The 23,026-nt window shown below is 62.6% G+C and carries 22 protein-coding genes and 1 tRNA gene; 11 read left to right on the forward strand and 12 right to left on the reverse strand.

Annotated features, from left to right (window positions below):
• Positions 1–53: 53 nt before the first annotated feature.
• The gene (gene ctrA / locus FJ949_RS12860; protein WP_006203583.1) at positions 54–749 is read right to left on the reverse strand and encodes a cell cycle two-component system response regulator CtrA; all 696 of its coding nucleotides are present in this window, start codon (positions 747–749) and stop codon (positions 54–56) included.
• A gap of 451 nt (positions 750–1,200) precedes the next feature.
• Here ctrA and FJ949_RS12865 point away from each other — a divergent pair, with 451 nt between their 5' ends.
• Positions 1,201–1,578, forward strand: coding sequence for a flagellar export protein FliJ (locus FJ949_RS12865; protein ID WP_140496101.1), 378 nt, complete (start codon positions 1,201–1,203; stop codon positions 1,576–1,578).
• Positions 1,579–1,639: 61 nt separating this feature from the next.
• Here FJ949_RS12865 and FJ949_RS12870 read toward each other — a convergent pair whose 3' ends face one another.
• Positions 1,640–2,038, reverse strand: coding sequence for a helix-turn-helix domain-containing protein (locus FJ949_RS12870; protein ID WP_140496102.1), 399 nt, complete (start codon positions 2,036–2,038; stop codon positions 1,640–1,642).
• Positions 2,039–2,127: 89 nt separating this feature from the next.
• Between FJ949_RS12870 and FJ949_RS12875 the strand changes: the two genes are divergently transcribed.
• Positions 2,128–3,054: an NADP-dependent oxidoreductase gene (locus tag FJ949_RS12875; protein ID WP_140496103.1), complete on the forward strand. Its 927-nt coding sequence runs from the start codon at positions 2,128–2,130 to the stop codon at positions 3,052–3,054.
• 67 nt (positions 3,055–3,121) lie between these two features.
• On the opposite strand, the gene FJ949_RS12880 is transcribed toward FJ949_RS12875, so the two are convergent.
• Positions 3,122–3,397 carry a DUF1153 domain-containing protein gene (locus tag FJ949_RS12880; protein ID WP_006203587.1) on the reverse strand — a complete coding sequence of 92 codons (276 nt, stop codon included), beginning with the start codon at positions 3,395–3,397 and terminating at the stop codon, positions 3,122–3,124.
• Positions 3,398–3,685: 288 nt separating this feature from the next.
• On the opposite strand from FJ949_RS12880, the gene mnmA reads away from it, so the two are divergent.
• Positions 3,686–4,876, forward strand: coding sequence for a tRNA 2-thiouridine(34) synthase MnmA (mnmA, locus tag FJ949_RS12885; protein ID WP_140496104.1), 1,191 nt, complete (start codon positions 3,686–3,688; stop codon positions 4,874–4,876).
• 37 nt (positions 4,877–4,913) lie between these two features.
• Here mnmA and FJ949_RS12890 read toward each other — a convergent pair whose 3' ends face one another.
• Positions 4,914–5,879, reverse strand: coding sequence for a Gfo/Idh/MocA family oxidoreductase (locus tag FJ949_RS12890; RefSeq protein ID WP_140496105.1), 966 nt, complete (start codon positions 5,877–5,879; stop codon positions 4,914–4,916).
• 240 nt (positions 5,880–6,119) lie between these two features.
• Here FJ949_RS12890 and FJ949_RS12895 point away from each other — a divergent pair.
• A tRNA-Met gene (locus tag FJ949_RS12895) sits at positions 6,120–6,196 on the forward strand.
• A 120-nt stretch (positions 6,197–6,316) separates the two neighbouring features.
• Here FJ949_RS12895 and FJ949_RS12900 read toward each other — a convergent pair.
• Positions 6,317–7,129, reverse strand: a complete 813-nt coding sequence (locus FJ949_RS12900; RefSeq protein WP_140496106.1) for a helix-turn-helix transcriptional regulator — start codon at positions 7,127–7,129, stop codon at positions 6,317–6,319.
• Positions 7,130–7,236: 107 nt separating this feature from the next.
• Between FJ949_RS12900 and FJ949_RS12905 the strand changes: the two genes are divergently transcribed.
• The 7 genes from FJ949_RS12905 (at position 7,237) to FJ949_RS12935 (ending at position 16,144) form a co-directional block, all read left to right on the forward strand.
• On the forward strand, positions 7,237–9,261 hold the full coding sequence (locus FJ949_RS12905) for a CocE/NonD family hydrolase (RefSeq protein ID WP_140496107.1): 2,025 nt from the start codon (positions 7,237–7,239) through the stop codon (positions 9,259–9,261).
• A 188-nt stretch (positions 9,262–9,449) separates the two neighbouring features.
• Positions 9,450–11,024 (forward strand): ABC transporter substrate-binding protein, encoded by a 1,575-nt coding sequence (locus FJ949_RS12910; RefSeq protein ID WP_140496108.1) that lies wholly within the window; start codon positions 9,450–9,452, stop codon positions 11,022–11,024.
• A gap of 131 nt (positions 11,025–11,155) precedes the next feature.
• A complete protein-coding gene (locus FJ949_RS12915; RefSeq protein ID WP_140496109.1) occupies positions 11,156–12,094 on the forward strand; it encodes an ABC transporter permease in 939 nt (312 codons plus the stop codon).
• A gap of 1 nt (position 12,095) precedes the next feature.
• Positions 12,096–12,989, forward strand: coding sequence for an ABC transporter permease (locus FJ949_RS12920; protein WP_224646421.1), 894 nt, complete (start codon positions 12,096–12,098; stop codon positions 12,987–12,989).
• Positions 12,986–14,005: an ABC transporter ATP-binding protein gene (locus tag FJ949_RS12925; RefSeq protein WP_140496110.1), complete on the forward strand. Its 1,020-nt coding sequence runs from the start codon at positions 12,986–12,988 to the stop codon at positions 14,003–14,005. The genes FJ949_RS12920 and FJ949_RS12925 overlap by 4 nt, the downstream gene beginning before the upstream one ends.
• Positions 14,002–15,018 (forward strand): ABC transporter ATP-binding protein, encoded by a 1,017-nt coding sequence (locus FJ949_RS12930; protein WP_140496111.1) that lies wholly within the window; start codon positions 14,002–14,004, stop codon positions 15,016–15,018. Before FJ949_RS12925 ends, FJ949_RS12930 begins: the two co-directional genes overlap by 4 nt.
• Positions 15,008–16,144, forward strand: coding sequence for a succinylglutamate desuccinylase/aspartoacylase family protein (locus tag FJ949_RS12935; protein WP_181172131.1), 1,137 nt, complete (start codon positions 15,008–15,010; stop codon positions 16,142–16,144). The genes FJ949_RS12930 and FJ949_RS12935 overlap by 11 nt, the downstream gene beginning before the upstream one ends.
• A gap of 77 nt (positions 16,145–16,221) precedes the next feature.
• Here FJ949_RS12935 and FJ949_RS12940 read toward each other — a convergent pair whose 3' ends face one another.
• The 7 genes from FJ949_RS12940 to FJ949_RS12970 form a co-directional block, all read right to left on the reverse strand.
• A complete protein-coding gene (locus FJ949_RS12940; protein ID WP_140496113.1) occupies positions 16,222–16,971 on the reverse strand; it encodes an SDR family oxidoreductase in 750 nt (249 codons plus the stop codon).
• A 16-nt stretch (positions 16,972–16,987) separates the two neighbouring features.
• On the reverse strand, positions 16,988–17,929 hold the full coding sequence (locus tag FJ949_RS12945) for a 3-hydroxyacyl-CoA dehydrogenase (protein WP_140496114.1): 942 nt from the start codon (positions 17,927–17,929) through the stop codon (positions 16,988–16,990).
• A complete protein-coding gene (locus FJ949_RS12950; RefSeq protein WP_140496115.1) occupies positions 17,926–18,801 on the reverse strand; it encodes an N-acyl homoserine lactonase family protein in 876 nt (291 codons plus the stop codon). Before FJ949_RS12950 ends, FJ949_RS12945 begins: the two co-directional genes overlap by 4 nt.
• Entirely contained in the window at positions 18,773–19,390 is a 618-nt protein-coding gene (locus tag FJ949_RS12955; protein ID WP_140496116.1) for a hypothetical protein, read from the reverse strand. Before FJ949_RS12955 ends, FJ949_RS12950 begins: the two co-directional genes overlap by 29 nt.
• The gene (locus FJ949_RS12960; protein ID WP_140496117.1) at positions 19,383–20,426 is read right to left on the reverse strand and encodes a LacI family DNA-binding transcriptional regulator; all 1,044 of its coding nucleotides are present in this window, start codon (positions 20,424–20,426) and stop codon (positions 19,383–19,385) included. The genes FJ949_RS12955 and FJ949_RS12960 overlap by 8 nt, the downstream gene beginning before the upstream one ends.
• Before the next feature lie 23 nt (positions 20,427–20,449).
• Positions 20,450–21,739, reverse strand: coding sequence for a histidinol dehydrogenase (hisD, locus tag FJ949_RS12965; RefSeq protein ID WP_140496118.1), 1,290 nt, complete (start codon positions 21,737–21,739; stop codon positions 20,450–20,452).
• A 65-nt stretch (positions 21,740–21,804) separates the two neighbouring features.
• Positions 21,805–23,025, reverse strand: coding sequence for a sugar ABC transporter substrate-binding protein (locus FJ949_RS12970; protein ID WP_224646425.1), 1,221 nt, complete (start codon positions 23,023–23,025; stop codon positions 21,805–21,807).
• Position 23,026: the final 1 nt, after the last annotated feature.

The raw sequence follows: 23,026 nt of genomic DNA on the forward strand, positions 1-23,026 counted from the left end.
AAACCCGGCTGACGCCGGGTTTTTGTTTGGAATTTCGATCGGGCGGCCGTCGCTCAGGCGCTGACGCGGATGTCTTCAGGTTCGCGCAGCACATAGCCGCGGCCCCAGACCGTCTCGATATAATTCTGGCCGCCGGACGCAGCATCGAGCTTCTTGCGCAGCTTGCAGATGAAGACGTCGATGATCTTCAGTTCCGGCTCGTCCATGCCGCCATAGAGGTGGTTAAGGAACATTTCCTTGGTGAGCGTGGTGCCCTTGCGCAGCGAGAGCAGCTCCAGCATCTGGTATTCCTTGCCGGTAAGGTGCACGCGCTGACCGCCGACTTCGACGGTCTTGGCGTCGAGATTGACCACCAGGTCGCCGGTGGTGATGACCGATTGGGCATGTCCCTTCGAACGGCGCACGATGGCATGGATGCGCGCCACCAGCTCGTCCTTGTGGAAAGGCTTGGTCATGTAATCGTCTGCGCCGAAGCCGAGGCCGCGCACCTTGTCCTCGATGCCAGCCATGCCGGAAAGGATGAGGATCGGCGTCTTCACCTTGGAGAGACGAAGCGTTCTCAAGACCTCGTAGCCGGACATATCGGGTAGGTTGAGGTCGAGAAGGATGATGTCGTAGTCGTAGAGCTTGCCCAGATCGACACCCTCTTCGCCGAGGTCGGTCGTATAGACGTTGAAGCTTTCCGATTTCAGCATCAGCTCGATGCTTTGTGCGGTTGCACTGTCATCTTCTATCAGCAGAACACGCATTTCATTCCCCTTTTCTGCTGCCGGACCATCTTGCGACCCATCCGGGACCGGAGCAGTGATTGCCTGGTGCAGAGGCTGCCATGGAATGGTTAACAAAACCTAATTCCGCGTCGATGACGGTACCAGATTTTTTAACCACTTTCTACACCCTCTTGAATTTAATACCGAATCACAGGACCAAACCGCTAATGCAACACATTAAAAACCTGGACTAAGTGACTCCAGGGACTCATCGACATCGCTTCCATGTCGCCAGCCGGATTTTTACCCGGCCTTAAGTCCTGACCCGTATGATTAACAATGCCCGTAAACGAATGGTTACCGTCGGCAAAAAACTTTAGGGTTTTGTTTCCCATAGTGCGGGGAAAGCCGGTGGACACGGGCAGCGCTTGGGCCTTTCCAAGTGGTTTGGACGATATGTGCAGGTGTGCGTTTCCGGGAGTACCGAATCATGAAGTCACGTGAAAACCTCGTTCGGCTGAAACAGTTTCAGGTGAATGAGAAGCGGCGGCAGCTGCTGCAGCTCGACATGATGATCGCCGAATTCGAACGCATGGCCGCCGAGCTGGAGCTTCAGATCAGCGCCGAGGAAAAGAAGGCCGGTATCACCGACATCAATCATTTCGCCTATCCGACCTTCGCCAAGGCGGCCCGTTTGCGCCGCGACAACCTCAGAAATTCGCAAGGCGACCTCGCCCAGCAGCGAAGCGCCGCCGAATCATTACTCGGCGAAGCTGAAGCGGAGCTTTCCAAGGCGGAAATGCTCGAATCGCGCGACACCAAGATTCGCGAGGCCGAAACTGGCGGTCGTAGCGCGATGATCGGCTGAACCGCCCGATATCCGCGTCTTTGAGCACGTCCAAGCGGGCGCGCAACGCATTGGGCGAGCGCTAAACGGCCCACTCCCCTTCATTCACGGCCGCAGCTCGCGCCCGGGCCTCCTTGATGTCGGGAACGTGTTGTTCCGACCAGGATCTGATCTGGTTGAGCAATCCCGCCAGATTCTGGCCAAGTTCGGTCAATTCATATTCGACCCGAGGCGGGACGACCGCGAACACCTCGCGCCGCACCAGGCCGTCGCGCTCGAGCACGCGCAACGTCTGCGTCAGCATCTTCGGCGTAATGCCTTCGAGCTTGCGGGCAAGCTCGCCATTGCGCTGCCGGCCTTGGCGCAGCGCACAAACAACCAGGTAAACCCACTTGCTGGCCAGCGTCTCCAGCACCGTGTGCGAGGGACAGGTCCGCCGGAACGCATCATAGCCGTAGGGGGAGTCGAGATCACTATCCATACGGTGCCTATATATCAAAAAGGTATATACTGGACAAGAGACTATTACTCTCCAAATGATAGTGGGACCGGTCAATCAGGAGAAATCTTATGCGTGCCATTATCCAGAATTCCGTCGGCGGACCCGATGTCCTTGTCATCGCCGAGCGCCCGGCGCCCTCGCCCAACGCCGGCGAAGTGCTGGTCCGCATCAAGGCGGCCGGGATCAATCCGGTCGATGGCGCCGTGCGCGCCGGCTATTACCCGCTGCTCGGCGAACCACCCTTCATCCTCGGCTGGGACCTTTCGGGAACCGTCGAGGCGCTGGGGCCTGGTGTCAGCGGCCTGAATCCAGGTGACGCGGTGTTCGGCATGCCGCGCTTCCCAAAGCAGGCGGCAGCCTATGCCGAACTGGCCGCGGTGCCCGCCGATGAAATCGCGCGCAAGCCCGCGCACGCCGATTACGTCCAGGCAGGCGCATTGCCGCTGGCCGGCCTCACCGCCTGGCAAGGCCTCGTGCGTCATGGCGCGATAAAAGCCGGCCAGCGCGTGCTGGTCCACGCCGGGGCCGGCGGCGTCGGCCATCTGGCGGTGCAGGTCGCCAAGGCGGGCGGCGCCTGGGTTGCCGCCACCGCCAGCACGGAAAAATTGGATTTCGTCCACAAGCTCGGCGCCGACGAGGTCATCGACTACACCAAGGATGATTTTACCGACAAGGCGAAGGACATCGACCTGGTGCTCGAGACGGTGGGCGGCGAGCACGCCCATCAATCGTTGAAGGTGCTCAGGGACGGCGGCGTGCTGGTGTCACTGCTCGACATCAGCGACAAGACCAGGGCGGATGCCAAGGCGCGAAGCATCCGCGTCGAACGCATGTCCGTTGTTCCCGACCGCGAAGGCCTGCTGGGACTTGGCAAGCTCGTCGATGCGGGAAAGCTTACCGTGCATGTGGCAAAGACCTTCCCGCTAGAACAGGCCGGCGCCGCGCACGCTTTCCTCGCCAGCAAGCCGGTCGGCAAGGTGGTGCTGACGGTCTGAAACGCGCAAATGCTGTCAAGAAACCAAAAGGGCGCGAACTTCGCGCCCTTTTGCAGATTCTTGAGCGTCAGTGCCGGTATTGCTGGATGCGCGTCGTGCGCAGCCCGGCGAGGCCGTATTCGTCGATCGAGGCCTGCCAGGACAGGAACTCCTCGGTGGTCAGCTTGTAGCGCTGGCATGCCTCCTCGAGGCTCAAAAGCCCGCCGCGCACCGCTGCAACCACTTCCGCCTTGCGCCGGATAACCCAGCGACGTGTATTCGTCGGCGGCAGATCGGCAATTGTGAGAGGGCTGCCGTCAGGCCCGATAACATATTTGACTCGCGGTCTAACCAGATCGGTCATCGTACTCTCTACAAAAAACTCAAAGACCCAATCCCCACCACGTTACCGCCACAGCTTTAAAAATTGCCTAAGCAGACCCTAACAGCTAGGTAATGATCATGAACGCCGCGTTAGTCTTTTCGCAAACATTTGAAATATCTGCCGGGAAGTTCCGGATTCGCTCGAAAAATCTGCGCGGTCACCGGGCCGGCAGTTGCCCGCCGATCGGTCCCGCAAGCTGGCGCAGCCGCCAAGCTTGACCTATATTCGCGTCATTGGCATGCAAGCGCCGCGCAGAACGAAAGAACCATGAACAGCCTCGATCTTCCCGGACGTCCCGAAAACACCCGTATCGTCGTCGCCATGTCGGGCGGCGTCGATTCGTCCGTCGTCGCGGGTCTCTTGAAGCGCGAGGGTTATGATGTCGTCGGCGTCACCTTGCAGCTTTACGATCATGGCGCCGCGACGCACCGGGCCGGGTCCTGCTGTGCCGGGCAGGATATCGATGACGCCCGCCGCGTTTCCGAGACGCTCGGCATTCCGCATTATGTGCTCGACTACGAAGAGCGCTTCCGCAAGGCGGTCATCGATCCCTTCGCTGAGAGCTATGTCGCCGGCGAGACGCCGATCCCTTGCGTTTCCTGCAACCAGACGGTGAAGTTCGCTGATCTGCTGGCCACCGCCAAGGATCTCGGCGCCGACGCGCTGGCCACGGGCCACTACATTCGCTCCGGCGCCAATGGCGCCCATCGCGCGCTCTATAGGCCGGTCGACGCCGATCGCGACCAGAGCTATTTCCTCTTCGCCACCACGCAGGCGCAGATCGATTATCTGCGCTTTCCGCTCGGCGGCCTGCCGAAGCCGCAGGTTCGCGCCATTGCCGAGGAGATGGGCCTGACGGTAGCCGCCAAGCAGGACAGCCAGGACATCTGCTTCGTGCCCCAGGGCAAATATTCCGACATCATTGCCAAGCTGAAGCCGACGGCCGCCAATCCGGGTGACATCGTCCATATCGACGGCCGGGTGCTCGGCCGCCATGAAGGCATTCTGCGCTACACCATCGGCCAGCGCCGCGGCATCGGCGTGGCCTCCGGCGAGCCGCTCTATGTCGTCCATCTCGACGCCGAGCGCGCCCGTGTCGTGGTCGGGCCGCGCGAGGCGCTGGAGACGCACAAGATCTACCTGCGCAACATGAACTGGCTTGGTGACGGCGCGCTGGCCGACATGCCCGCGGGCGGGCTGGAACTGTTCGCCAAGGTCCGCTCGACCAGGCCGCCACGCCCGGCGATGCTGCGTCACGAGGCGGGCGTCACATCGGTCGAATTGGCCGATGGCGAGTCCGGTATCGCGCCTGGACAGGCTTGCGTGCTCTATTCCGACGACGGCAACGAGGCCCGCGTGTTCGGCGGCGGCTTCATCGAACGCTCCGAGCGCGGCGCCGAGGCCGAGGCGATGTTGAGCCGACTTGCCGCGTCACCGGCGCAGGTTCCCGCCGAGTAGGCAACGATCTCTCCGCCCCGACGCGGCCCGATCTTCTTCAGGGATTGGATTTGGTGTGCGTGACCGTACCCGCGGTCAGGATGCGCAGCACCCGGATTGCCTCCTCGCCGCTGGTGCGCGGTTCGGCCCGCGTTTCGATGCAATGGATGAAGTGCTCGAGTTCGCGCGTCAGCGGCATGCCTTGGCCAACCGCGACATAGGAGGGCTCATTGGTGGTGAACGCCCATTGGCCGCTGTCCTGCCAGACCGCGTGGCGATAGACGGCGAGCTTGCGCTCCCATGGTTCGACATCGTCGAAGACAGCCATCGCCTTGGTGCCGACCACGGTCAGCCGCCGTTCGCGGTAAGGGTTCAGCCGCGAGGCGAAGAGATGGCTGCGCAAACCGTTGGGAAAGCGCATGTGCAGATGCGCGAAGTCGCTGAGATTGTCGAGCAGCGCCGCCCCTTCGCCGCGCACCTCGATCGGTTCGGTGCCGGTGATGGCCAGGATCATCGACAGGTCATGCGGCGCCAGGTCCCATAGCGCATCGTTCTCGGTGTGGAATTTGCCGAGGCCGAGCCGGTGCGAATGGATGTAGCGGACCTCGCCGAGCTCGCCCTTGTCGATGAGCGCCTTCAGCGTCTCGAATGCGGGATGGAAGCGCAAGACGTGGCCGACCATGAAGACGCGGCCCTTGTCCTTCGCCGCCTGCACCGAGCGCTCGGCATCGGCAACCGTCAACGCGATCGGCTTCTCCACCAGCACGTCCTTGCCGCTTTCGGTGGCGCGCACCGCCATCTCGGCATGAAATTGCGGCGGCAGCGCCATGACGATGGCGTCGATGTCATTGCGGACGAACAACTGGTCCGGTTCGATCGCGAGGCAGTCCTGTTCGCTGGCAAAGCCTTCGGCGCGGGCACGGTTGGCGTCGGAGACCGCGTGCAGCGCGCCGAGCGCCTTGAGGGTGCGGATGTGGTTGGAGCCCCAGTATCCGCAACCGAGGACTGCAATGCGCGGCTTCATCTGTTCTCAAACTCTAAAAACTCGTGGCCGAGACATAGCGACGTGCCTCTTCGAACTCAACCCCGGCGGCTGCAACCAATTATCGGCGCGGCAAAGCTTTTCGGCAGCGAGAATAAGCGCCCCTGCCGAGCGGTTCGAAGCTTGACAGGCTCACCCTCCCAACCTTATATCCGCGCGACCTTGGCGAACGCCTCGAAATGCCTTGCGATTTAAGGCGGATTTCGGGCCTTTCGCCGCCCTGGCGGGGTAGCTCAGTTGGTTAGAGCACGGGAATCATAATCCTGGGGTCGGGGGTTCAAGTCCCTCTCCCGCTACCACCTCTCACCTGTACGGCCCGGAGACATAGGTAACAGACTGTACCTAAGACATGGGTGACAACCTCGTGCTGAACGGGTTGGACAGGCCCGCGCTGATGCGGGTCGCGTTGGGAGGAACGTCTACACCTCTTCCGTCTCGAGCACGAACGTCCCGGTGGGGATGCGGTTGGTGATCATGGCGCGGATGCCGACATCGATGGCGGGGTCAGTTTCATCGAATAGGCCGCAGGCCTGCAGCGCCTTGCGCTGGTCGACGGAGCGGCCGAGATATTCCAGAAGCACGACCGAGGCTGCGGGTCTCCGCCCTCGTAAAAGGGGCATGCCCGTCTGGATGCCGACCAGATAGGCGACGCTCGTCTGGTAGCTCGGATAGAGGATCACCTGGGTGATGCTGGTCTTGAGCAGGGTTTCGGATTCGAGCGCGAATATGCGATCGCCGAGCAGCAGCAGGGCGGCCGAATATTTCGAGGTCTTTACGCCATATTTGCCGAAATGGACGAGCCTTTCCATGCATTTCCAGAAATAGCGGCCTTCCTTTTCATAGATTACGACCAGGCATTTGATGATCTTGCCGGCATAGCCGAACGAGTAGAAATAGCGGAAATAGTAGCCGACATAGCGCCCGAGATCGCCGGAACGCTGATAGAGCTGCTCCATATGCACCAGCATGTCCGATGGCGCATGGACGCCGAGCGGGCGGCGGCGCAGGCCGACGATCTCGGCAAAGCGCTGCTGGTCCATCAAAAGCTCGCCTTCGCTCACGCCGAAGAAATCGCAGATCTTGCGCATGTTGCGGCGGGACGGCCAGGTCTGGCCGCTCAGATACTTGTTGAACTGCTGGCGGTTGATCTGCAGGCGCCGGCACACGGCGGCAATCGACGGATAATAGCTGCACAGGAAGGCGAGGTTCTGGGGAAGCGGTTCGGTCTGCATGACCTAATGCATACTGACGCCAGAACAGTGTCAAGTCGCGAAGGGTCGCGAAATTGTGCGGCACCGCCGATTTGCCCAAGGTGGCGTTCTCCAACAGAGGCCTCGTCATGCGCACAGTGTCCAACTTCCCCCATCCGATCCGCTCGGTCGACCATTTCGAGATTCCGATGCCGGACGGCTGCCGGCTTGCGGCGCGCATGTGGCTTCCCGAGGGTGCCGAACAAAAGCCGGTGCCGGCGATCCTGGAATACATCCCCTATCGCAAGAACGATCTGACCGCCGCGCGTGATGTCGTCATGCACCCCTACGTGGCCGGCCACGGCTACGCAGTGGTGCGCGTCGACCTGCGCGGAACCGGCGATTCCGAAGGGCTGATGCTCGACGAGTACCTTCAGCAGGAGCTTGACGATGGCTGCTCGGTCATCGAATGGCTGGCCTCCCAGCCCTGGTGCGACGGCAACGTCGGCATGATCGGCATCTCCTGGGGCGGCTTCAACGGATTGCAGATCGCGGCCATGCGGCCGCCTGCGCTGAAGGCGGTGATCAGTTGCGCCTCGACCGACGACCGCTACGCCGACGATGTCCACCACATGGGTGGCACGCTGCTCATCGACAATCTCTCCTGGGCGGCGATCATGTTCGGGCGCAACACGCTGCCGCCCGACCCACGCAACAAGCCGCACAATTGGCGCGCTTTGTGGCACAGTCGATTGAAGGAAAGCGGGCTATGGCTGAAGAACTGGCTGGAGCACCAGCACCGCGACAAGTTCTGGAAACACGGTTCGGTCTGCGAGGATTTCGGTGCAATCACCTGCCCGGTCTACGCCGTCAGCGGCTGGGCCGATGGTTATTGCCGCTCGGTCTTCCGCCTGATGGAAAAGCTGCAGGGCCCGCGCAAGGGGCTGGTCGGGCCATGGGCGCACACTTATCCCCATATCGGCAAGCCTGGTCCTGCCATCGGCTTTCTGCAGGAATGCGTCCGCTGGTGGGATCAATGGCTGAAGGGCCGTGACACCGGCATCATGGACGAGCCGATGCTGCGCCTGTTCATGCAGGATAGCGCCCCGCCGCAAACTTCCTACGAGACGCGCGCCGGACGCTGGGTCACGGAGCCGGCATGGCCATCGCCGAACATCGAGCGGCAGTCCTTCTTCCTTTCCGGCAATGGGCGCCTGTCCCTGCGTCGGGCAGACGATGCGGCCGGAACGCAGACGGTCCGCTCGCCCTTGTCGGTTGGCCTGCGTGGCGGCAAATGGTGCTCCTATGCCGTGCCCGGCGACCAGCCGGCTGACCAGCGCGGCGACGATGCCGGCAGTCTGGTCTATGAGACGCAAGAGCTGGCGCACGATGTTGAGATCGCGGGCGACGCAATGCTCGATCTTGTCTTCGAAAGCGACAGGCCCGTCGCCATGGTGGCCGTCCGTCTTTCGGATGTCGCCCCCGATGGCGCGACGACGCGCGTCAGCTACGGCCTTTTGAACCTGACGCATCGCGATAGCCATGAGAGGCCCGAACCGCTCGAACCGGCAAGGCGCTACCGCACCTCTGTCCCCTTCAAGCACGTAGCACAGCGCTTCAGCGCGGGGCATCGCATACGCCTTGCCATCTCGACAAATTACTTCCCGATCGCTTGGCCTTCGCCCGAGCCGGTCACGCTCACCGTCCATCCGGCGGATTGCCGCCTTGAACTTCCGGTCCGCGTCGGGGGCGCCGGAGATCCGGCACCGGCGCCTTTTGCCGAACCCGAAGGGGCGCCGCCCTTACGGGTGGAGACGATCTCGAAGCCGCAAAAGGATTGGACGATCACGGAGAATCTGGCAGTCGCTTCGACCGTCGTTGAGATCGGCGAAGGCGCCGGCACCTATCGCATCGTCGACAACGACCTAACCATTACCTCGCTCGGCCGCGAACGCTATTCCTTCCGCGGCGACGATTTCGGGTCGGCCAGGGCCGAGGCGAAATGGGAGTTCGAATTTTCGCGCGCTGATTGGCGCATGCGTTCTGTGACCGAAACGACCATGACCGCGACGCCATCGCACTTCCACGTCGAGGCGCATCTCGAGGCATGGGAAGGCGACGAGCTTGTCCACGAACAGAAATGGACCGAGGCGATAGAGCGTCGCCTGCTGTGACATTCGCGAACTGACGCTAATCTCGCTCACATCTGCGTCGGCAGCGAAATTGACCGGCTTGCCGGCTGAATTGAAGAATGCGCCGTCCGAACTCGCGGCCCCATCAGGCGGCGCGGTACCAAAAAGAGGGATCCCGGCAATCGTCGGGAAACCCGCTCAGTTGAAAGGGGAACGAAACCGTGAATGGAATGAAATTGAATCGCAGGCATTTCCTGCAGGCAGGCGCCGGCCTCGGCGCGGGGATCATCGCCTCCGGCCTGCCCTTGTCGCAGGCCGTATGGGCGGCCGAAGGCAAGGTGCTCAAGGCCCGCGCCTATTCCGATATCGACAAGCTCGATCCTGGCTTCTACCAGAACGCGTACAATGTCGACGTCATGAACTGCATCTACACCAAGCTTACGCGCTATAAACCGGGTTCGGAGTGGGGCTGGGAACTCGAGGCCGCCGAATCCGTCGAGCAGATCGATCCGACGCACATCCGCTTCCGCCTGAAGAAGGGCATCAACTTCACTGGCGGATTTGGCGAAATGACCGCCGAGGACGTGAAGTTCTCGTTTGAGCGCGTCATCCAGCACAATTCTCCGGTCAAGGGCGACTGGGGTCCGCTTGACCGCATCGAGATCGAGGACGACCATACTGGCGTGATCGTGCTCAAGACGCCTTTCGTGCCGCTCTGGAACATCACTCTTCCCTATGGTTGCGGCCACATCGTCTCGAAAAAAGCGGTGACGAAGGCAGTTGCCGACGGCGGCGATTTCGGCATGAAGCCGCCCTGCTATTCAGGTCCCTACGTGTTGTCGGACTGGAAGCCGAACCAGCTCGTCCTGTTGACCCGAAATCCCGAATGGAAAGGCCCTAGGCCGGGCTTCGACGAAATTCATATCCTGCCCATGAGCGATATCAAGACCGCCGAGCGCGCCTATCAGGCAGGCGACATCGACTTCACCGATTTCAGCCTCGATTCGCTGGCCACGTTGAAGGACAGCCCGCCCGAAAACACCAAGATCGAAGAAAAGCCTTCGCTCTACTATGTCTATATCGGCATGAACTCGGACCATCCGAAGCTGAAGGACGTCAATGTCCGCAAGGCGATTCAATGGGCCATCAATGTGCCGCAGATCATGGACGCGGCCTATTCAGGCCAGGCCCAGGTCGCGACCGGCCTTATCGCTCCAGGCTTGGTGGGACACCGGGAAAAAGCGCTGATACCGCCGGAGGGCGATCTCGAAAAGGCGAAGCAGTATCTTGAGAAGGCCGGCATCACCGAACTCAGCCTCACCATCGACGCGCTCAACGTGACCACCTTCTCCACGATCGCGGAAATGGTCCAGGCGCAGCTGTCGCAGATCGGCATCACGGTCGAGGTCAATGTTCAGGATTCCGGTTCGTTCTGGACCATCGGCATGGAATCGGAAGGCGAACGTTGGAAGGACATGCAGCTGATCGTGCAGCGTTTCTCGATGGTGCCGGATCCCTATTACGCCACCACCTTTTTCGTGCGCGACCAGGTCGGTGTGTGGAACTGGGAGCGCTTCCGCAGCGAGCGCTTCGACGAGCTCAACGCCAAGGCGGTAACCGTCGAAGACCCGCAGGAACGGGCCAAGATGTATTATGAGATGCAGGACATCATGGAAGATTCCGGCTCCTACCGGTTCCTCACCCATGAAGGCTCGCCGATCATGTACCGAACGACGCAACTCGAGGCCGAGACGCGCCCAGACGGGCGGCCGCTCTATCTCGGCTTTGAGCCGAAATCGGCCTAGGGCATTCTAGGAAAAGTGCGTAGCGGTTTTCCGTCCGGAATTGCGAAAAAACAAAGGGTTAGAGCGGGTCGGCGATTCTATCAAACGCTGAACCGCTCTGACGCGGTCGCTGGGACAGGCTGAGTCAAAACATGTGGTTATATCTTGGCAAGCGTATTGTGCTGGCGGCGGCAATTGTCGTCGTTGCCGTCACGCTGCTGTTCCTGATGATCCAGGCCGTTCCCGGCGATCCCGCCGCGGTCCTGCTCGGACCGCGTGCGACGCCGGAACTGAAGGCGCAATTGCACGAGGAAATGGGCCTCGACAAGCCGCTGCCCGTGCAGATCGTCTCATTCTTCGGGGGGCTGCTGCACGGTAATCTCGGCACCGATGTCTTTACCCAGCGCCCTGTCGCGGCCATCGTTTTCGAGCAATTGCCTTACACGATCGAACTCATCCTGGTTTCGATCGCCTGGGCCGTTATCGTCGGCGTGCCGCTCGGCTGCTATTCGGCGCTGCGCCGCAACTCCGTGATCGACAAGGTCGTGGGTGTATTCGCGGTCGGAACCATCGCCATCCCGTCCTTCGTCATGGCGATCTATGCGCTGTTGATCTTCTCGGTCGGCCTGCGCTGGCTGCCGGCCATCGGCGCCGGCTCAGGCTTCCGCGACGGGTTCGTCCATCTCATCCTTCCAGCCTTCGTCGTCGGTATCGGCTGGGTGGGCTACATCTCGCGCATCGTGCGCGCCTCCATGCTGGAGATTCTTGGCGAGAACCACATTCGCATGGCGCGCTCCTTCGGCCTTTCGGAGCGGCGCATCGTGGCGCGCTACGCGCTGCCGCTCGCGATCCTGCCGACAGTGACGATCATCGGCGTCGGCATGGCGCACCTGCTCTCGGCGGCGGTTTTCGTCGAGGTGGTCTTCGCCCGGCCCGGCATCGGCGCGCTGATCGTCAAGGCGGTGGACTCGCGCAACTATCCGATCGTCATGGGCACGGTCCTCGTCACCACCGTTCTGTTCGTCATCTCCACGACGCTCGCTGACCTCGTCAACGCGGCGCTCGATCCAAGAATCCGCGAGAATTTGTAGCGTGTCCGAAGTTCAACTCATTCGCGAGGCGGTCGATGAACGCCGCGGGCCGGGCGCGGCCGCCATGTTCCTGCGGCAATTGCGCAAGTCTCCGCTCGGCATGATGGGCGCCGTGCTGGTGGTGCTGATGGTGGCGACTGCGGTCTTCGCCACCTGGATCGTGCCTTACGATCCGATCAAGATCATGGTTGGGCCCCGGCTGGCGCCGCCCTCTTTGCATTTTCTTCTCGGCACCGATCAGTTGGGACGCGATGTCTTCTCGCGGGTCGTCATGGGCGGAAGGATCGCGCTGCTCGTCGCCTTCGTCTCGTTGGGCGCCTCGCTCAGCGCAGGGCTTGTGCTCGGCCTCATCGCCGCCTTCGGTCCGCGCCGGCTGGACAATCTGCTGCTGCTGGTCTTCGACACGATCCGCTCCTTTCCGGTCATCATCTTCGCCTTGGCAGTGGTGACGCTGCTCGGGCCGAGCCTTGCCAGCGTCATCTTCGTCGTCGCGATCACGTCCGTGCCGATCTATGCGCGCGTGGTGCGCACGCAGGCCCACGCACTGCGCGAGAGCGAGTTCATCACTGCGGAGCGCGCCATGGGCGCCGGCATCGTGCGCATCCTTGCCGTGCACGTGCTGCCCAATGTGATCGGGCCGCTGCTGATCCTGGTCAGCATGGATGTTCCGCTGGTCATCACGCTGGAGGCCGGCATGAGCTTCCTAGGCATGGGTGTCCGTCCGCCGACGCCGGACTGGGGAACCATCCTCAGTGACGGCTATGGCTATATCCACAAGACGGTGTGGCTGGTGATCGCCGGCGGCATCCCGATCGTCATAACCACGCTGGGCTTCACTTTCCTCGGCGAGGCGCTGCGCGACATTTTCGACCCCAAGCTTCGGAAAGACCTATGAATCCCGGCGCTCAGGCAGGACATTCTCCAAACCGCGACCCGCTTCTGGCGATCCGTGGTCTGTCTCTCGATTTCGGCACGCCGCGCGGTCGCGCCCATGCACTGCGCGATATCCATATCGACGTGCCGGCGGGCGAAGTGGTCGGCATCGTCGGCGAAAGCGGTTCGGGCAAATCGACGCTCGCCTATGCCGTGATGGGGCTGCTGGCGGAAAATGCCGAGATGGTGAACGGCGCCATCCTGTTCGAGGGGCGCGACCTGCTCGGCATGGCTCCGGCGGAGCGGCGCGGCTTACTCGGCAACCGCATGTCGATGATCTTCCAGGATCCGATGACGGCGTTGAACCCTGTGCGCAGCATCGAAAGCCAGATGATCGATATCCAGCATCACGAGGGCGGCTCGCACCGGGCCAAGCGCCAGCGCGCCCTGGATATGCTCAATCGGGTCGGCATTCCGGACCCGGAGAGCCGCATCGGCGGCTATCCGCACGAGTTTTCCGGTGGCATGCGCCAGCGTATCTGCATCGCCATGGCGCTGCTGGTGAAGCCGGCGCTGCTCATCGCGGACGAACCGACCACAGCGCTCGACGCGACGCTGGAGGTGCAGATCATCCATCTGTTGAAAGAGCTGCAAAAGGAGATCGGCTGCTCGATCCTGTTCGTCTCTCACCACCTCGGCGCTGTCGCCGAGCTCTGCGACCGGGTGGCGGTCATGTATGCGGGCGAGGTGGTCGAATACGGCACCGTGCGCGACATCTTCCGCCAACCGGGGCATCCCTATACGCGCGCGCTGCTCGAATGTGATCCCGGACGCATCAGGCAACGCACCCGCCAGTTGCCGACGATCCCAGGCGAGGTGCCGAGCCTCCTCGGTACCCAGGCGGGTTGCATCTTCCGTCGGCGCTGCCCGCAAGCCTTTACCCGGTGCGTGGATGACAGTCCTGTCCCGTGCGCTATCGGCGCAACGCACACCGCACGTTGCCATCGTCTCGACGACACGCTGGTGGCGCCGGTATGAGCCCCCTGCTTTCTGTCGAGGATCTTCGCGTACGCTTCCGCACCATGGGCGCGCTGAAGGCGCTCGCCAGCGGCGTTAAGAACCCGTTCGTGGACGCCGTCTGCGGCGTTTCCTTCGAGATCCGCAAGGGCGAAACGCTCGGCCTCGTCGGTGAAAGCGGTTCGGGAAAATCCACCATCGCCCGCGCCATCATGGGCCTGCGGCCGCCGACGGGCGGCACGATACGCTTCGATGGTCAGGTGCTGAACGGCCTCGCCCCGACGGAGCGCAAGCCGCATCTTCGGCGCATGGCGATGATGTTCCAGGATCCGGTCGGATCGCTGTCGCCGCGGCTCACTGTACGCTCGCTGCTGATGGAGCCTTTCCGCATTCACGGCATTACCGGCCGCGACCCCGCCGCCGAAGCGGAACGCCTGCTCAACATGGTCGGCCTGCCCGCCGACTTCGGGCGGCGATATCCACACCAGCTTTCCGGAGGCCAGGCGCGCCGCGTCGGCGTGGCGCGGGCCCTTGCATTGCAACCCGATCTTATCATCGCCGACGAGCCGACCGCGGGACTGGACGTGTCCGTTCAGGGTGAAGTCCTCAATCTGCTTGGACGCTTGCAGGGCGAACTCGGCATCGCCATTCTCATCATCACGCATAATCTCAATGTCGTGCGCCACATGACCGATCGCATGGCGATCATGTATCTCGGCCGCTTCATCGAGGTCGGCTCGACTGAGCGGATATTCGCGCAGCCGCGCCACCCCTACACGGAGGCGTTGCTGTCGGCCAATCCGGAACCCGACCCGGACGCCGTGCTCGACAGGGTCGAGCTCAGCGGCGAGGTGCCGAGCCTGATGACGCGCCCAGCGGGCTGCGAGTTTCACACCCGCTGCCGCTATGCGCAGGGCATCTGCAAAAGCGTCTTCCCGTCCCGGGCAGCCGACCGGGAAGATCCCCGCCATGTCTTCAATTGCCACTTCCCGCTATCGGAACGTGCGCTCGCCGGAGCCACCAATGTCTCGTGAAATTCTCGATGTTCCTCTTGCCAACGGCACGCCGGGCAGCCAACACAGCGTGCGCATCATCCGGTATGGTGCCGCCGACGCGCGCCCGAAAGCCTACATACATGCCGCGCTGCATGCCGATGAAGCGCCAGGGCTGCTGGTATTGCACCATCTGGTCGAGCAGCTTGACGCCGCCGAGGCGCGCGGCGAAATCCGGGGCCAGATCGTCGTCGTTCCCTACGCCAACCCGCTCGGCCTGGCGCAGTTCGTCAATGGCGATCATCTGGGGCGTTACGATCTGGCCAGCGGCCGGAATTTCAATCGCAAATGGCCTGATGTCGCCGGCGAATTGACCATCCGACTTGCCGATCGGCTCGGAAGCAGCGCCGACGACAACACGGTGCTCATCCGCAGCACGATTCGCGAAATTCTCGACGAACGCGGCGCAGGGCAGCCTGTCGATTCCCTTTACACCGCCTTGGCACGCGAGGCTTTCGATTCCGATCTTGTGCTGGATCTGCACTGCGACGACGAAGGACTGATGCATCTGTTCGTGCGGCCCGAGATCTCGGCCGAATTGTCCGACCTTGCGCGGGAACTCGGTTGCCGGGCGGTGTTCTCACAGGGTTCGTCGGGCGGCTCAACCTTCGCCGAAGCAAGCGTCGAGCCCTGGATCAGGCTTGCGGCTGCCCTTCCCGATAAGGGGATCCCGATCGGCTGCCTCGCCGCGACGGTGGAACTGCGCGGCTTCATCGACATCAGTGATGAGATGGCGTCGGCTGACGCTTCCGCCTTGCTCAACGTGCTTCGCCGCCGCGGCTACGTCGCGGGGCAAGCGGGCCTGCCGCCCGCCGCGCTTTGCGAGATCACCGGCTTCGATGCGTGCGATGTGGTTCGCACGCCCGCTTTCGGTGTCATCGTCTACCGCGCCGAACTGGGTGAACGCGTCACTTGTGGACAGCCGATCGCGGACATCATCGTGCCTTCTTCGCTGGGCCGCGAGGCGCGCGTGACGGTACGGGCGCGCACCGACGGGCTCGTGGTGACACGAAGGCTGAAGAAACTCGTCGCCGCCAATCAGGTCATTGCCAAGGTGGTGGGCCAAAAGCCCCTCGCCCACCGGACAGGCTATCTGCTGGAGGATTAGACCAATCAGCAGGCACTTCTTGACCGCAGATCGATGATGGCGAAAGGAAGTCCGTTCGATCTGATCCGTCCCGGGCTCTAGGCCAGGGGCCGACCGCCGTCGACCGGAATGATAACGCCGGTCACGAAACGGAGATGGGTCGCAGCCGCCAAAACCGCCTCGGCGACATCGTCGGGCGTGCCCAGCCGCCCCAGCGGCGTTCGGTTTGCCTGTTCGTCCCGCCAGGATTCGTCACGGCCCTTGATGAAGTCGGTGTCGACCACGCCGGGCGAGACCGAAACGACCCTGATTCTCGGGGCTAGGGCACGCGCCAGCGACTTGGTCAGATTATCGACAGCGGCTTTCGACGCACAATAGGCGACGTTGCTTCCCATGGCGGTGACCCCTGCGATCGACGAGATGTTGACAACAACCCCGCTGCCGGTGCGATCGAGCAGCGGCCGCATGGCCCGCGTCGCAGCAATCACACCGCGCACGTTGACGCTGAAGATGCGGTCGATCAATTCATCGTCCAGGCTGTCGAGATCCGGATGTGGCACGAAGCGGGTTGTCCCGGCGCAATTGACCAGGACATCCAGCCGGCCAAAGCTTTTCTCGATCTGACCAGCGAGGCGCGCGAGGCAATCGCTGTCCGTCACGGTCGCCTCGGCGACGAAGTGATCGCCGTACGCCAATGACGAAACCAGATCGTCGGCCGCCTGCCGCGAACGGTTGTAGCCGATGACAACCGAAGCCCCTTCCGCAGCAAGCCTGGATACGATCCGCGCGCCGATGCCGCCGGTTGCTCCAGTGACCAGGGCAACCTTGCCTGTGAGTGTGGCTGTCATGGCCGTCTCCTGAGTGTCAACCCCCGGTGCTTCGCTTATGGGCGGCCAGCGCCATTAGATTGCGGTCGCGCCAGGCGCTGCGTTCGGCGAGTTGGGATGCTGACAACTTTTCGCGGCGCGCTTCCTCGGCCTTGGCAATCAGCCCTTCCGGCCAGGGGGCCGGATCGCGCCTGGCGAGGGCGATCGAATGGTAGAGCGGTCCCAGACGTCTCGCGTAGTCCGCGATCCCGCCGGGCGCATTCAGATCGATCGTCTCGAAAGGCCCCATGAAGGACCACCGGTAGCCGAGCCCATGCGACACCGTAAGATCGATATCGGCGGCACTTGCCACGCCCTCCTCGAGCAGGGCCCAGGCTTCGTTCAGCAATGCCCCCTGAAGCCGGTTGAGGACGAACCCTTCGACTTCCTTGCGCACGATGACAGCCGCCTGCCCCACGGCCTGCATCTGCACTCGAAGCCACGCAACGGCCTCCGCGTCGGTCCAGGGCGCCGGGACCAGTTCCACCAACGGGATCAAATGCGGTGGATTGAGGGGATGAGCGACGAGAAAACGCCGGCGGTTGGCACAGGACCCGGTGAAGGCCGAGGCCGGAATGCCGGAGCTGGAGCTGCCTACGACCGCGTCGGGCCGCATCGCCCGGTCAATCTCCAGACAGACCGCCTCCTTGATGTCGCGCACTTCCAGCACCGACTCCTGGATGTAGTCGGCATCCGCTACCGCACCCTCCAGCGTATCGACAACGTTCAGCCGCCGCATGACTGCATCGACGGCATCTACCAGCCCGGCCTCTTGCATATCGGCAAGGCTGGCCCGGATCTTGTCGAGCACCGCGGCGCGGATGTCGGCGCTGCCGTCATAGATGGTCACATCATGGCCGGCCCGGGCGAAGACGATCGCCCAGCCACGGCCGACCAGTCCGGCACCGACAATGGCGACTTTGCGGATTGCATCCATCATTGCACCCGTGACGTCTCGCCGTCCGCGAGGCAAATTTCGGTGATCCGCAGGCCATCCTGAGTGATGCGGGATGGGAACCGGTCCTTCAACCGCTCTTCGTGGATGGGAATGACCCGCCGTGCCTCGTGGCCCACCTGCTTCATCATCTCCTCGGTGGCGAGAACGAGATTGGTCTGGCTGCCGACCGCAAGCCCCACCGGAACGTAGAGCGTCTCGATATCGACGGCAGCTCCCGAGCCCTCGATGTTATCGAAGACGTAGACCAGATCGCCAGCCAGCACCCAGGTGTCGTCCTTGCCGTTGCGCACGGTGACCCACATCGATCCGTAGGTATGGCTGTCAAAGGCGGCATGGAGATCGATGTCGGGCAGGACGTCCTGTTTCGCTCCGTCGATCGTCACCAACCGCTTCTGACGGGCCAGGTCGACGCCGCGCACGATGTCGCCCGGGTCGACGGCTACGTTCATCCAGCGCATGCGATCCGGCAGCGACATCGCCCAGACCCACTTCGCGATCTCCCTCTCCTGGATGTAGAAGGTCGCATTCGGGAAGTCCTCGACATTGCCGAAATGGTCGAAATGCGCGTGCGTGACGAAAACCGTGTCGACGCTCTTTGGCGAGAGGCCGATTTCGCCAAGAACGGCCTCGGGCGAGTGCCAGTTCTCGACGCCAAATTTGTCGGCGAGATGCTTGCCGTAGTCCTTGTTGTTGTAGCCGACATCGACCATCGCAACGCGACCGTTGCCCTTGATCAGCGCGTAGCAGTAGGGAAGCTTGACGTAACCCTGGTTGTGGGCGCCGTAGAGCACGCCGCTCTTGTGGTAGTTGCTGACGTAGCTGTACTCAAGCACCCAGATCGAATATTGGCTCATTGCTTCCTCCCTGTTGTCGCCAACGCTGCGCACAGCTGCAGCAGGCGTGATTGAAATCGACCGGCGTCATACCGGCCCGCGGTTCCGACGCCGCCTGCAGCCCGGCGTAGGCGCGTTTGATCCTCTCCCCGGCCCGGTCGAGCTCCTGCTGCCAGTCGCGCCGCAGTCGGGCCGAACCGAAATCGTCCAGGACCTCGCCCAGCATTGCATGGGCGGCCCCCAGACGCGCGCAATGGCTTTCGAGCCCATGCGGCGCGTGCAAGGCGCCCAGCCGCTGCTCCACCTCCGTCCACCGTTCGCGGGCCACCGGAATGTCAGGCAGATCGAGCACGTCGCGGCGTCCGCCGGCCTGAGCCAGGACCAGCAGGCCAGCGAGTTGGCCGATCAGCCGGCGCAGGCCTTCGTAGACGGGGCGGGTTGCCACGACGTAGCGGACGATGGCTTCGTCGGTCAACGCGGCATCGTTGACGGTGGCGACGGGTTCCTCGCTTCCGGTGACGGAGACATGGGGCGCCGCGACGACCTCGCAGTCATAGCGGTGGACGCTTACCGCCCGCTCGAAGAAGCGCTTTCCCGGGATATCAGCCATGGTGCCTTTTTCGCGTCGTCGCGCGCTCGATCACCGCGCCGGGCGGGATTAGTTGAACGATCGGCTCCCGGCCGGAATTCGTGCTCAATTCCTTCGCCAGGCTGACCGTGGCCTCGAGCATCTGGTCAATGGGCTGCCGGACGGTCGTCAGCCCGTGCGAAGGCCAGTGGGCCATCTCGATATCGTCGAAGCCGACGATCGAAATGTCGTCCGGCACGCCGAGCGCCAGCTCTCGCCGCACGCCGTCGAGAAAGCCAATGGCGAGAATGTCGTTGGCGCAAAAGACACCGTCGGGAACCTCTTTCAGGTCACGCAGCTTGCGCGCCGCTTCGTAGCCGGCGTGATAGCTGAACTGGCCTGCCTCGATAACTATCGGCGCGGCGAGGCCACGCTCGACGGCGCGTTCGCTGAAGCCCCTGTGGCGTGCGACATTGGTGGAGGCATCGGGCAAGGCGGCGATGTAGGCCAGGCGCCGGTGGCCGGTATCGACGAGATAGTCGGCGATGCTGCGGCCGCCGAGTATATTGTCGCAGGAAATGCCGAACGCGTGGTCGTCGGCCGAGAGTCGGTTGAAAAAGATCACCGGAGTGCCGGCCCTACGGCATTCCTGCGCGGCCGCCGAAGACAGGGTGGCCGCCAGGATGATGGCAAGATCTGGCTGGTAGTTGAGCAGCAGGCGTAGCGCCTGGTCGACGTCTCCCGACTGGTCGGCGGCGACGAGCATCACGTTCATGTCGATGGCACGAAGGGCGGTGGTCAGCCGCGTCAGCACTTCCGGATAGAACGGGTTCTTGATGTCCGCGACGACAATACCCACGATACGCGTCTTCTTGGTGATGAGGCTGCGCGCGAAAGGGTTCGGCGAATAGCCGATCTCCCTCGCACGGTTCAGCACCAGGTCCCGCGTATTCTTGGCGATCACGGCATCGGCGTGAAAGGCCCTGGATACGGTCGAAACAGACATGCCGAGATCGCGCGCCAGATCCTTCACGGTCAGGCGGGGCTTGCTGTTCTTGTTGCGGGCGATGATCGACATGAAAACTCCGTTGGCGCGCTGGCTTAGGCCTGGTTGCGACCTCCATAGCGGCGGACCCGGATGTTGGCCTGCTCGGCATGCCCATAGAATCCCTCGAGGACACACAGGCGCGAACAGTACTCGCCTATCATGGCGCTCGCTTCGTCGGTCAGAACGCGCTGATAGGTGCAGGTCTTGATGAACTTGCCAACCCACAAACCGCCTGTGTAACGGGCCGCCTTCTTGGTCGGCAGCGTATGGTTGGTGCCGATGACCTTGTCGCCATAGGCAACATTCGTACGCGCTCCCAAAAACAGAGCGCCGTAATTGCGCATGTTGTCGAGGAAGTAGTCCGGATCGCGCGTCATGACCTGGACGTGCTCGGATGCGATCCGGTCGGCCTCGGCGACCATCTCCTCATAGGAAGCGCAGACGATCACTTCGCCATAGTCCGCCCATGCCTTGGCGGCGATCTCGGCGGTCGGCAGGACCTTCAGCTGCCGCTCGATCTCGGTCAGGGTGTCGCGCGCGAGCTTCTCCGAATTTGTCAGAAGCACGGCGGGACTGGTCGGACCGTGCTCGGCCTGGCCGAGCAGATCGGTCGCGCAGATCTCGCCGTCGACACTGTCGTCGGCGATGACCAGCGTCTCGGTCGGGCCGGCGAACAGGTCGATGCCGATACGGCCGTACAATTGCCGCTTGGCCTCAGCGACGAAGGCATTGCCAGGACCGACGAGCATGTCGACGCGCCCGATGGTTTCGGTTCCGAGCGCCATGGCGCCAACGGCCTGCACACCGCCCAGAACGTAGATCTCGTCCGCGCCGGCCATGTGCATTGCGGCCACGATAGCCGGATGCGGACCGCCCTGGAATGGCGGCGCACAGGCGATGATCTTCTTCACGCCGGCGACCTTGGCCGTCACCACGCTCATATGCGCGGAGGCGACCATCGGGTATTTCCCGCCCGGCACGTAGCAGCCGACTGTTTCCACGGGAATGTTCTTGTGGCCGAGGACAACGCCGGGAAGCGTTTCCACTTCGAGGTCCTGGAGGCAGGCGCGCTGCTTCTCGGCGAAATTGCGAACCTGGGCCTGGGCGAAGCGAATATCCTCGATGTCGCTTGCCGACACCTTGGACATCGCCTGCTCGATCTCGCTGTCGCTGAGCCGGAAGCTTGGCGGCGACCATTTGTCGAAACGCTCCGACAACTCCCGGACAGCGGTATCGCCTCGCTTTTCTATGTCGGCAAGGATCGTCTCGACGGTCGTCCGGACGGCCGCATCGCTCTGGGCGACAGCTTCGGGATCCCTGCCCCGTTTCAGAAAAGTCGGCATATTCTCATCCTTATGTTGAGTCAGGTGGGCGGCAGGATGCCGTCCACCTGTTGCATTGCTGATCGTCAGGGTTTTACCGTCGGCTCGATCTTGGTGAGCTTGTATTCGTCGGCCGGAGCCTTGCACGATGAGCAGTTGATGCCAGGGGCATCGGGCGCCTGCTTCACGTCCGCGGGCAATGCCTGAATGGTCGCTCCTGGTGTTGGCTTGCCCTCGAGCGCCGACCGCAGCGACAGTTCCGGCAGCAAATCGGGATTGAAGACCTCGGTGACGAAGGAACTCGGAACCTTGTCGGACGGGAAAACGTTGCACCCGTCGGCGAAGGTATCGCCCTTGCAAGGCTTGACTTGATCCGCTGGCACCCAAGGCAACGGGTACTCGATGTTCATCGGTTTCAGGTCGCGCTTCTTGGTCAGGATCTCCATCATCAGCTTGAAGGCATAGCCTGACGTAGCAGGCGGCGAACCGGCGGACACACCCTTGAGACCCATGCCTTGCATCTTCGGGTCTGCCAGTCCGAGACGAAAACCGTCCGAGTTCTCGCCGGTCATCGGAACCAGTTTGTTGCCCTTGTCGAGCAGCGCTTGAACGGCGCCATATTCGCCTGCCTGAGCCCAGATGCCGTCAACATCGGGATGCGCAGCGAGAGCCTTGGCCGTCTCCTGCTGTGTGGTGCGGTCATCCCAGTAGGAGTAGTATTCCGCGACGACCTTGATGCCGGGATACTGGTTGAAAATGTGCATCGCGCCGTCGGTGTGGCGCTTATCCACCGAGTTGCCCGGGACGCCACGGCTCAGGAAGATCTTGCCCTTGCCTCCCAGGATATTGACCAAGGCCTGGGCGGTGTTCTCGCCGAAGCCTGCGGTGATATAGCTGACATTGTAGGCGCAAGGCTCGGTCACCGTGGCGTCGTACATGAAGAAGAGCACGCCCTTCTGGCAGCCGCGATGGACCGTGCGGTTCAGCGCCGTCGACGAGATCGGGAAGCTGATGATGCCGTCGGCGCCAGCCTGTATCATGCTTTCATAGGCCGAGATCTGAGCCTGGGGGTCGGTTCCCGAGATGACTTCCTTCAGCTCCACCGTCTTGTCGTAGGGCGGCGTCTGCGCCAACGCCTTGACGATGTTCGCGGCCTCCGACTGCCACGAATTGCCGCTGTAGCTCAGCGACAGATATATCGTGAACTTCTTGTCCTGCGCTTGGGCATGGTCGACAACCGCCCCAACGCCCATGGCGGTGGCAAGCGTCAGCGACGCGGCCAGTCCCAGTCTTTTTAACAGCCTCATT

The sequence above is a fragment of the Mesorhizobium sp. B2-4-1 genome, from assembly GCF_006442185.1.
GTDB lineage: Bacteria > Pseudomonadota > Alphaproteobacteria > Rhizobiales > Rhizobiaceae > Mesorhizobium.

Bases quoted from the DNA above. Each gene is read 5' to 3' on its own strand.
- ctrA (WP_006203583.1), bottom strand. From the start codon at position 749: ATGCGTGTTCTGCTGATAGAAGATGACAGTGCAACCGCACAAAGCATC.
- FJ949_RS12865 (WP_140496101.1), top strand. From the start codon at position 1,201: ATGAAGTCACGTGAAAACCTCGTTCGGCTGAAACAGTTTCAGGTGAAT.
- FJ949_RS12870 (WP_140496102.1), bottom strand. From the start codon at position 2,038: ATGGATAGTGATCTCGACTCCCCCTACGGCTATGATGCGTTCCGGCGG.
- FJ949_RS12875 (WP_140496103.1), top strand. From the start codon at position 2,128: ATGCGTGCCATTATCCAGAATTCCGTCGGCGGACCCGATGTCCTTGTC.
- FJ949_RS12880 (WP_006203587.1), bottom strand. From the start codon at position 3,397: ATGACCGATCTGGTTAGACCGCGAGTCAAATATGTTATCGGGCCTGAC.
- mnmA (WP_140496104.1), top strand. From the start codon at position 3,686: ATGAACAGCCTCGATCTTCCCGGACGTCCCGAAAACACCCGTATCGTC.
- FJ949_RS12890 (WP_140496105.1), bottom strand. From the start codon at position 5,879: ATGAAGCCGCGCATTGCAGTCCTCGGTTGCGGATACTGGGGCTCCAAC.
- FJ949_RS12900 (WP_140496106.1), bottom strand. From the start codon at position 7,129: ATGCAGACCGAACCGCTTCCCCAGAACCTCGCCTTCCTGTGCAGCTAT.
- FJ949_RS12905 (WP_140496107.1), top strand. From the start codon at position 7,237: ATGCGCACAGTGTCCAACTTCCCCCATCCGATCCGCTCGGTCGACCAT.
- FJ949_RS12910 (WP_140496108.1), top strand. From the start codon at position 9,450: ATGAAATTGAATCGCAGGCATTTCCTGCAGGCAGGCGCCGGCCTCGGC.
- FJ949_RS12915 (WP_140496109.1), top strand. From the start codon at position 11,156: ATGTGGTTATATCTTGGCAAGCGTATTGTGCTGGCGGCGGCAATTGTC.
- FJ949_RS12925 (WP_140496110.1), top strand. From the start codon at position 12,986: ATGAATCCCGGCGCTCAGGCAGGACATTCTCCAAACCGCGACCCGCTT.
- FJ949_RS12930 (WP_140496111.1), top strand. From the start codon at position 14,002: ATGAGCCCCCTGCTTTCTGTCGAGGATCTTCGCGTACGCTTCCGCACC.
- FJ949_RS12935 (WP_181172131.1), top strand. From the start codon at position 15,008: ATGTCTCGTGAAATTCTCGATGTTCCTCTTGCCAACGGCACGCCGGGC.
- FJ949_RS12940 (WP_140496113.1), bottom strand. From the start codon at position 16,971: ATGACAGCCACACTCACAGGCAAGGTTGCCCTGGTCACTGGAGCAACC.
- FJ949_RS12945 (WP_140496114.1), bottom strand. From the start codon at position 17,929: ATGATGGATGCAATCCGCAAAGTCGCCATTGTCGGTGCCGGACTGGTC.
- FJ949_RS12950 (WP_140496115.1), bottom strand. From the start codon at position 18,801: ATGAGCCAATATTCGATCTGGGTGCTTGAGTACAGCTACGTCAGCAAC.
- FJ949_RS12955 (WP_140496116.1), bottom strand. From the start codon at position 19,390: ATGGCTGATATCCCGGGAAAGCGCTTCTTCGAGCGGGCGGTAAGCGTC.
- FJ949_RS12960 (WP_140496117.1), bottom strand. From the start codon at position 20,426: ATGTCGATCATCGCCCGCAACAAGAACAGCAAGCCCCGCCTGACCGTG.
- hisD (WP_140496118.1), bottom strand. From the start codon at position 21,739: ATGCCGACTTTTCTGAAACGGGGCAGGGATCCCGAAGCTGTCGCCCAG.
- FJ949_RS12970 (WP_224646425.1), bottom strand. From the start codon at position 23,025: ATGAGGCTGTTAAAAAGACTGGGACTGGCCGCGTCGCTGACGCTTGCC.